This window comes from Kitasatospora sp. MBT63, assembly GCF_000710465.2.
In the GTDB taxonomy this organism is placed as follows: Bacteria; Actinomycetota; Actinomycetes; order Streptomycetales; family Streptomycetaceae; genus Kitasatospora.
Genome location: NZ_JAIZ01000662.1, coordinates 1 through 8,513 on the forward strand (window position 1 = coordinate 1; position 8,513 = coordinate 8,513).

Consider the following 8,513-nt stretch of genomic DNA (forward strand, 5'->3'; position numbering starts at 1 on the left):
GAACCAGACAACCGTCACGGTAAGCACCGTTGCAGTACTAAGGCGATCTACCAGGGTGTACGCGTACGTCTTCTGCGTGCCTCCGTAGGCGGGACGTCGGGCCACCCACCGCACCCGCCACCCGCCCTGGATACGCGGCAGGCCCCCGGGGGCTTGCACCCGGCAGGGCGCCGCCGCGCTGCGCCCGACACGGCCGGACCGTCCCGCGCCGGCCCGGCCGTGCCCGGCCGCCCCTGGTTCCCGGCGCGGGGCTACCTGTCAGGCCGCTCGCCACATGACGGCCACCAGCTCGGACAGGTCGAAGACCGGGGTGCCCCCGGGGGCGTAGTTGACCGTCAGATGCCGTTCGGCCTGGCCGGCGACCAGGATCAGCAGGCTGCCGAGGTGCACCCGCCGCGACACGGGAAGTTGCGCGGCTTTGCGGCCATGTGTCAGGGGCGGGCGCGAGGATGGGCGTCATAGCGATCGAGGTACCGCGGTCCGGCGGGCGCACCACCCCGGCTGGTCGGTGGAGGTAGCACAGGGAGGCAGTGATGGACGTCGACGACCGCGGGCCGGAGCGCGCGATCCGGACGGGTGACCCGGGGGCGGCGGTGCCTGGTCCCAGGGTGTTGGTGGCGGGGGCCAGCATCGCGGGACCCGCCCTCGCCCACTGGCTGCGCCGGCGGGGGCGGAGGTGACGGTGGTGGAGCGGACCCCGGGGCTGCGTCCCGGCGGGCAGGCGGTGGATGCGCGTGGGGTCGCCAAGGAGGTCATCGGGCGCATGGGGCTGGACGCGGAGGTCCGGGCGGCGTGCACCGACACCGCCGGCGCGCACACCGTGGACGCGGACGGGAAGGTGCTGGAGACCTTCCGCGCGGACGACGACGGTGGCGACGGGTTCATCGCGGACATCGAGATCCTGCGTGGAGACCTGTCCCAGGTGCTCTACGACGACACCCGCGACGACGTCGAATACATCTTCGGCGACCGGATCACCGAGCTCGCCCAGGACGCGGACGGGGTCGACGTGGTCTTCGCGGGCGGCGGCCGGCGGCGCTTCGATCTGGTGGTCGGGGCCGACGGGCTGTACTCGGAGCTGCGGGCGATGGTCTTCGGGCCGCACGAGCGATTCGTGCGCCCCCTCGGGCACGTACTGGCCTTCTACAGCGTGCCCAACGAGTTCGCCCTGGACCGCTGGCTGCTGGAGTACCAGGACCAGGAGTCGGGGCGTTCCGTCCTGCTGCGCCCCATCCAGGACGCCACCCGGGCGATGGCGATGTTCTACTCCGCCTCGCCCGCCGGCGACGTCGGTCATCGCGACGTCGCGGCCCAGAAGCGCCTGCTGCGAGAGCGGATGGCGGGTCTGGGCTGGCTGGCCCCCGACATCCTGGCGCACCTGGACGACACCCCGGACTTCTACCTCGACCAGGTTGCCCAGGTGGTGATGGAGCGCTGGTCGAGTGGACGGGTGGGGCTGCTCGGGGACGCGGCGTTCAGCTCGTCACCGATGTCCGGACAGGGCACCGGGCTGGCACTGGTCGGCGCCTACCTGATGGCGGGGGAGCTGGCCGCCGCCGGGTGGGATGCCGACGCCGGGTTCGCCCGCTACGAGGCCCGGATGCGCTCGTTCGTCGAGGCCAACCAGGAGATCGGCCGGCTGAACGCCCGCAGCCGCCAGGTCCCCGGCCCGGACGCCGAGCCGCTCCCCGACTTCGCCGGTGAATGGTTCACCGAGCTGGTCGGGCGGGCGATCAACGGCGTCGACCTGCCCGACTACGCTGCGGTGCCGGACTCCGCGGCCCCGGCCGGATCCCCGACCAGCCCGCCCGCCGGACCGTAGGTGTCACCTGACAGCCGTCCGAGGTGATCGCGCAGCGCCTGGACGGGCTGCGCTCCCGTTGCCGGGCCGGCCCCGAAGGCGCCGGTCCCGCCCGCTGACGGCCTCGCCCGCCGCGTCGCGTACCTGTGTGAGGCCATCCGTCAGGGGCCTGCGAGGGCGTGGGAGGGCTTGCGGGGGACTGGGTGAAGTGCGGGGACCGGGTTCCGGACTGCTGGGCGGGCAGGACCGGCTGGCGGCCTGCGGGAGCGGGGCCGAGGTGATGGGAACGATCAGGGCCCGGGCCGGAGCCCGGCGGTGTGCGGGGGCTCCGGCCCGGGTGGGCCGTCCGGCCGTCGGACCTGACGGCGCCGGTGCGGCGGGCGGCCTCGCTGCCGTCAGCGGGCGTAGAAGTGGCAGACGGTGCCGGTCGGCGAGGTGGCCGTGCCGTCGGTGGTGCGGGCGTACCAGCCGTACCGGTGACCGGGGACGAGTGCCGGCAGCGCGACGGAGACGGTGCCGCCCCCGGCGACCCGGCTGCTGGCCGAGCCGGGTCCGCCGCGGCGGATAGGCTGCGGCAGGGTGCTGTCGGTGTTGTCCCCGATCGAGAACTCCGCCCGCACCGCGTGTGACGGGTCGGGGCGGCCGATCCTGGCCAACAGCGACACGGCCGGTCCCGCGACGGTTCCGTAGCCGCCGTACCCCTGGCAGCCGCCGGCGTCGCCGGTGTCGGTGGAGGGGCTGGTCACGGTCGCGGTCGGTGCGGTGAGTTGGCGGGTGGCGGGCGTGCGAGACGACCTCGGCGGCGCTCATCGGGTAGTCGTAGGCCTCGACGCGCTGGACCAGGCCGTGCCACGGGGCGTTGGGGTTGCCGTTGGCCTTGTCGCGGCCGACGACGAACGGGCCCTTCGCGCTCCAGCGGGCGGTGTGGGTCGCGGACCCAGCCGCCGTGCCGTCGACGTACGGCGTGACCGCGCCCGTCGCCGCGTCGAACACGCCGGTGAGGTGGGTCCACACGCCGGTGCGGGCCGGTGTCGCGCTGACCGCCTGGTCGATGTTCCAGCCGGCGGATCGGCCCGGGGCAGGCCGAAACGCCGCGTGCTGTCGGGCTGGTTGAACCAGAGCATGGCGCCGCTGACCAGGTCGCCGTCCGCGGAGAGCCGTCCTCGCGGCCCGCCGTGCCTGTTCACCGCGTCAGGAGGGCCTTCAGCGTCCGCGCGGGAAGGCGGTGTTCCCGTTGTGGCCGCCGGGGAAAATAGCCGGCTCGGTGTCCAGCAGCTCCGCCAGCGCCAGCGCGCAGCGGTAGGTGTGCAGGACCGGCCGGGTGTCCTTTCCCGTCGCAGGGACGATCCGGGCAGCGCCGGTGGCTGCTGCGGCCCTTGTGATCTCGGCGGGCCGGAGGTCGTCCGTCGTGACCGCCGGGAACTCCGTGCCGATGAAGAACCCGAAGTTGGCCAGCCGGCGGGGCGTCAACGGCTGCGGGGTGAGGCTGTTTTCGGTCCGGTCGTGGGCCGGGTCGATCCCGAGGTGGCGGGCGATTGCGGGGAATGCGGCCGCTGTGCCCCCGTCGAGGTAGGCCGCCCGGATGGCCGCCAACTCCGCGAGGTGTTCGGCCCGGCCGTCCGCCGGTAGCAGATTCGGCACGACGGGCTCGTGGGCGATGAGCGTGTCCAGCGCTCCCGGGTGTCGGGCGGCGACCCGCAGGCCGATCGCGGCGCCCATGCTGAACCCGGCCATCAGTGCCGGTTCGTGGGTCACCTCGGCGAGCAGCCGGACGACGTCATCGGCGTGGTCGGCCATGGTCACAGGGGTGGCCGGGTCGTCGAGGACGCTGCGTGACAGGCCTCGGCGGTCGTAGGTGACGACGGTGAAGGCGTCGGTGAGGTGCGGGACGAGGTCGACGGTACGGTCCGCGTCGCCCTCGCCGCTCTGCGAGAGCAGCAGCGTCGGGCCCGTGCCCTCGACCCGGTAGTGGAGCGTGGCGCCCGGGACGGCGAGTGTGCGGACGGTGGCTGCGGTCCGGCTGATGGCCATGCTGGTTCCCCCTCGCTCGGTTGCCGGCGGTGGCCGGCGGCTCGGTCCGCGCGGTCCTGGTCACCCTCGGCGACGTCCTGGCACACCCCGGGGCGACCGTCGGGGAGATCGCCGTCCGCACCGGCCTGCCGCAGAGCCAGGTCTCCACCGCCGTCGCCCGGCTGGTCGAGGCAGGCTCGGTCGATACCGAACCCGACCCCGCCGACCGCCGCCGCCGGCGTGTCCGTGCCGCCGCGCACCCGCCGTCCGCCCGGGTCGAGGAAGTGCGCTCCACGACCATCGACGACGCCCTCACCGCGGCCCTCACCGCCCCCGACGGCAGCGCGCCGGACGAGCCGCTGCTGCGCGAGGTGTCCGCCGCCCTCGACACCCTGGCCCGCCACCTCACCCCCGCCGCCGCACGCCCCCGCTGAGTGACCCGCCCGGCGCCGCAGGCGACCGGGTCGACGGTCACCTCATTCCCCGCCGCTGCGGTCACCCGCTCGCCCCGCAGGAGAACATCACCGCCGTCGGCACGTGGGGCGGGTACGCCGGCGGGTGGTGAGAGTGGAGTCAAATCCACCCCGTCGAGGCCGTGGTGGTGTGGGCATCGTCCCGGCCGGCCCCCGGCAGCAGGCCGCTGTGCCGGCTCAGCCCGACGTCCGCGGCAGGCGCCGCCCGGTCCGCTCCTTCCGGCCGCCGGCCCGCAGCTTCGCACGCCGGCCTGCGGGCCGGGTGGCCGAGTCCTCCGGGGGTCGGACGACCCCCAGGGGGAGGAGGTACTGCAGCGGCTGGTCGAGGTCGTCGAGGCCGAGCAGTTCGTGTGCCAGGTCGTCGTGGAAGCCGCCCAGGGGTGTGGTGCGCAGGCCGAGGGCGGTGGCGGTGAGCAAGAGGGTCTGGGCGAGGTGGCCGGCTTCCAGCAGGCCCAGTCGCAGGGCCCGCAGGCCGTACCGGCGGCGCAGCAGGCCGAGGTCGAGGTAGAGGGCGAGTACGGCGGGGGCGCGGTCGATGCCGATCCCGTCCGGGTCCTCGGGGGCGCGGGTGAGGTAGGAGGAGAGGGCTGCGATCTCTTCGGTGGTCGGGGCCGGGGCGAGCGGGCGCAGTGCCCGGTGCTCGGGAACGCACTGGTAGGTGCCCGCGGGCAGGCCTGGGACGTCGAGTGCGATGAGCCGCAGCCGGGCCGTGTACAGGGCCCCCGCGCTCGGGTACGGGCGGTGCACCAGCGGGCGGACGGTTCCGTCGGCGAGCGGCTGCTCGGAGCGGTGGCTCTGCGCGTGCGAGCCCCAGAGCAGGGTGCCGAGGGTGCGGGCGTCGAGCGGGCCGGTCAGCGGGCCGCGTGCGGAGGTCCGCGCGCCCAGTACGGCGGCCAGCGGGACGTCGGGCAACGGGTCGGCGGGCAGCGGGAGTTCGGTGGCGGAGGCGGTGGGTGCCGGAGCCGGCGGCAGCGAGCGCAGTGCGGTGTCCTCGGGCCGGCCGACCTGGAACTTGCTGCGTTCCAGGTACTGGCGGTCCGGCGCCCGGTGCCCGGCGGGGAAGAACGACGGCGGTTCGCCCGCGTCCAGCATGGTCCGTGCGGCCAGCCGGCAGACGGCCCGCTCCTCGTCGGGGGTGATCCCGAGCCGGTTGAACAGCATGTGCAGCTGGGAGGCCCACACCCAGGGCAGCCGGACCTCCGAGGCCCGCACCTCCCGGGCCCAGTCCGCCAGCCAGGGCGCCGCGCTGCCGTCCGCCAGCGCGGCGCGCAGGGCCCGGGCCCGTTGCGCCAGCGCCTCGTGCTGCCCCGCGTACACGGAATTGACCTTGGCGTGCACCACCGCCCCGGGCAACAGGGTGACCTCGGTGATCCACCGCCAGCTCGCCGCGTGCCGGCGCAGCCACTGTGCGGCCGCCAGCCGGTCCAGGCCGAGCGCGGCGGCGGTGGTGTGCGCCAGGTCGGCCGCCAGTGCCAGCCGCCGGGCCCCGCGCGGTTGTTCGCGCAGCGCCCGGACCGCCACCTGGGAGGAGACGGTGAAGACGTGCTCGGCCGCCGGCAGTGCGAGCGGTCCGCCGTAGCGTTCGGTCTCCGGCTCGTACGGCACCTGCCGGACCTCGCCGTGACGCGACGGCCACGTCCCCGCCACCGCCGGTCGTGCGACGGCCAGCTCCGCCAGGGTCGCGGGCAGCCCGGCCGCCGCCTGCGGATCGAGGGCGCGCAGCCGGATCCGCAGGTGCGGACCGCCCTCGCCGTAGCGGATGAAGAACCAGGCGACGGCCTGCCCGGTGGCCACCAGCGCGTCCAGCAGCGGCGCCAGGTCCTCGGTGAGGAAGGCGTCGGTGTCCTCGGTGCCGCTGTGCAGGAAGAGGTGCAGGCTGAGCCAGCCGGCGGGGTCGGCAGCGGCCGGGACGGTGGCGGCAACGTCGGTGGCGGCGGCGGGGCCGGTGGCGGCGGGGGATCGGTCCGTCACGTCAGGTCCTCGGGGGTCCGGGCCGGGCACCGGGGTGTCGGCGAGGCGGTTTCGGGCGGTCGGCACGGCTCACGGGAAGGGGTGCGGATGGATCGTCAACTCGTCGTATTGCAGTGGCTGTTCGGCGCGTCCGAGCCGGTACGGCACCTCGAGGAGCCGGGGTAGGCCGCGGGTGCGGTGGTTCACGTGCCCGAACGTCATCGGCAGCGAGCCGGGCACCACCACCTTCACGCAGTGCAGGCCGAGCCCGTCCCGTACGCCGGGCTCGTCCTGGGTCACCGCGATCACCTCCAGGCCCTCCCGGGCCAGCCGCCGTACGGTGGCGGCGAGCAGTTCCGTCAGGTCGGCCACCGGTTCGGGCGCGCCCGGCCAGGCCTGTCGCAGGTCGCGCTCCGGGGTGTCCGCGAACAGGAAGTCCAGCCGGGCGCCTGCCTCGGGGAGGGTGTTGAGGCCGACGTGGTCGTCCAGCGAGCGCACCAGCTCGGGCCGGTCCAGCATCGGCCGCAGCCGCTCCGGTGCGCGCGGCCCGCCGGGCGCCAGCGCCCGCTGCGCCGACTCGTGCACGTTGGTGACCACCTCCGCGACCGCCGAGCGGATCGCGGTGCGCGGGTCGTGGTGCGCCCCGGCGGCCAGGAACACCCTCGGCGCGTCCGGATGGTCGCCCGTGTAGCGGCAGACCGCGAGCACCGCCGGGACGCCGAAGTCGTTGGTGGCGTCCAGCAGGCGCAACCGGTAGCCGGCCAGCTCGGCCCGGTCGGCGAGCTGCGCCACCTCGGGGTCGTCGGCCGGCACGGTGATCCGCGGCAGCGGGGTGGCGGTGTACCAGGCCATCAGGAAGGCGTCGCGCTCCGCCACCTCGAACAGCCCGTACAGCGCGGCCTCCTGCGGGCTGTTGCCCAGCCCGCAGCCGTTCGAGGACTCGTACACCACCCGCGGCCGGTCGGCGCCGGGGACGTCCCAGTAGGCCACGTGCTCGGGCACGGCGATCGGGCGGTCGTGGGTGAGCGACCAGCCGTGCACCCAGTCGAGTTCCAGCTCCGGGGTGTACGGCACGGTGCGCGAGGCGGGGTGCCCGTGGTGGCGGGGGTCGGGCAGGCCGAGCCGCTCCGGGTCGAGCGCGCGCTCACCGCCGAGCGCGGCGAAGGAGGAGCGCAGCACCGTCCGGCGGCCGGTCGGGCGCATGCCCGCGAACCGTTCCACCGCCTCGAACAGCGCAATCCGCTCGCTGCTCGCGAAGTCCGTGCCGCGCCCGTAGCCGCCGTCGTCCACCAGCCGGCCGTCGGTGACGTGGGCGGTGGTCAGGCCGGCGGCCGAGTCCTCCGACCTGACCAGTCGGCGTACCGGCCCGAACCGCTCGTCGTGCAGCTGCGCGCGCAGCGCGCGGCCGCCCGTCAGGGAGTTGGCGCTGCGCAGCACCGCCGGGTCCGGCAGCGGCCGCGGCCGGTACGGCAGCCGGGCGGCCGCGGCGGTGTCCGGCGGAAGCGGCCGGCAGACCGGGCAGCCGCCGACCGGGCGGATCCGGTGGGTGGACCAGGTGGCCCGGCCGGTGTGCACCAGGTGCACCGTGCCGTCCGGCTGCCGGCCGCCGGCCAGCTCCGCGGCGAGCACCCCGACCGCCTCGGCCAGCGCCGGTGAGCCGACCCCGGTCAGCGTCAGCGTCGGGCTCTGCCAGGGCACCCGGCCGCCCGTGGTGGCCAGCCGCTGGTACTCGGTGCAGCTCAGGCAGGCCGCCGCGTCCGGCGCCAGCACCGGCCCGACCACGGTCAGCGGGCCGTCCAGGCGCACCGGGACCAGACGCACCGGGTGGGCCAGCGCGTGTCGGCTCAGCTCCTCGGCCAGGCCCAGCGTCCAGGATTCGAGCAGCACCACGGCGGTGCCGGTGCCGGCGGCCAGCGCGGCCGGGGCATCCAGCACCGGCAGGCCGAGCGGCGCGACGGCGGACGGGGCGTGGACGGTTGGGGGCGGTGCACCGGTCATCGGGGTCCTCCGGGTGTGGGCAGGACGGTGAACCCGGCGCCGTGCAGGGCGGTGGCCACGGTGCGGGCGTCCGGGCCGGCGGGCGCCCAGGGGGCGGGGCGCAGGCCGGTCAGCCGACGCAGGCCGGCCTGCAACTCCGGCTCCCGGGAGGTGACGTCGGCGAGCCAGCCGACCGTCCAGCCGCGGTCCTCCCAGCCGGCCCGGCGGACTCCGGCGGTGGCGAGCGGAGCGGCGGCGCCGCCCGAGCAGGCGACCGGGCCGCCGGCCGGGCCGAGTGCGGC

7 protein-coding genes and 2 pseudogenes are annotated in these 8,513 nt (G+C 75.8%); 2 read left to right on the forward strand and 7 right to left on the reverse strand.

Annotated elements, in window-relative coordinates; translation table 11 throughout:
• Positions 1–258: 258 nt before the first annotated feature.
• A complete protein-coding gene (locus tag AA75_RS53580) occupies positions 259–390 on the reverse strand; it encodes a hypothetical protein (protein ID WP_255369537.1) in 132 nt (43 codons plus the stop codon).
• A gap of 295 nt (positions 391–685) precedes the next feature.
• Between AA75_RS53580 and AA75_RS34525 the strand changes: the two genes are divergently transcribed.
• The gene (locus AA75_RS34525; protein WP_233289316.1) at positions 686–1,822 is read left to right on the forward strand and encodes an FAD-dependent monooxygenase; all 1,137 of its coding nucleotides are present in this window, start codon (positions 686–688) and stop codon (positions 1,820–1,822) included.
• 374 nt (positions 1,823–2,196) lie between these two features.
• On the opposite strand, the gene AA75_RS48365 is transcribed toward AA75_RS34525, so the two are convergent.
• The 3 genes and pseudogenes from AA75_RS48365 to AA75_RS34535 all read right to left on the reverse strand — a co-directional run bounded on the left by AA75_RS48365 (position 2,197) and on the right by AA75_RS34535 (position 3,832).
• Positions 2,197–2,547 carry a hypothetical protein gene (locus tag AA75_RS48365; RefSeq protein ID WP_033824315.1) on the reverse strand — a complete coding sequence of 117 codons (351 nt, stop codon included), beginning with the start codon at positions 2,545–2,547 and terminating at the stop codon, positions 2,197–2,199.
• A 58-nt stretch (positions 2,548–2,605) separates the two neighbouring features.
• Positions 2,606–2,920 (reverse strand): annotated as a pseudogene (locus AA75_RS54175) (LamG-like jellyroll fold domain-containing protein); the annotation flags it as partial.
• Between the two features lie 84 nt (positions 2,921–3,004).
• Positions 3,005–3,832, reverse strand: a complete 828-nt coding sequence (locus AA75_RS34535; protein ID WP_051813971.1) for an alpha/beta fold hydrolase — start codon at positions 3,830–3,832, stop codon at positions 3,005–3,007.
• A gap of 29 nt (positions 3,833–3,861) precedes the next feature.
• Here AA75_RS34535 and AA75_RS34540 point away from each other — a divergent pair, with 29 nt between their 5' ends.
• Positions 3,862–4,245 carry a MarR family transcriptional regulator gene (locus AA75_RS34540; protein WP_368666626.1) on the forward strand — a complete coding sequence of 128 codons (384 nt, stop codon included), beginning with the start codon at positions 3,862–3,864 and terminating at the stop codon, positions 4,243–4,245.
• A 216-nt stretch (positions 4,246–4,461) separates the two neighbouring features.
• Here AA75_RS34540 and AA75_RS46400 read toward each other — a convergent pair whose 3' ends face one another.
• From AA75_RS46400 to AA75_RS50165, 3 genes and pseudogenes are all read right to left on the reverse strand, one after another.
• Complete coding sequence (locus AA75_RS46400; protein ID WP_082527048.1) at positions 4,462–6,255, reverse strand: thiopeptide-type bacteriocin biosynthesis protein; 1,794 nt, start codon at positions 6,253–6,255, stop codon at positions 4,462–4,464.
• 69 nt (positions 6,256–6,324) lie between these two features.
• Complete coding sequence (locus AA75_RS34550) at positions 6,325–8,232, reverse strand: TOMM precursor leader peptide-binding protein (RefSeq protein WP_033824316.1); 1,908 nt, start codon at positions 8,230–8,232, stop codon at positions 6,325–6,327.
• Positions 8,229–8,513 (reverse strand): annotated as a pseudogene (locus AA75_RS50165) (hypothetical protein); the annotation flags it as partial. The pseudogene AA75_RS50165 and the gene AA75_RS34550, both read right to left, overlap by 4 nt.

Bases quoted from the DNA above. Each gene is read 5' to 3' on its own strand.
- AA75_RS34535 (WP_051813971.1), bottom strand. From the start codon at position 3,832: ATGGCCATCAGCCGGACCGCAGCCACCGTCCGCACACTCGCCGTCCCG.
- AA75_RS34550 (WP_033824316.1), bottom strand. From the start codon at position 8,232: ATGACCGGTGCACCGCCCCCAACCGTCCACGCCCCGTCCGCCGTCGCG.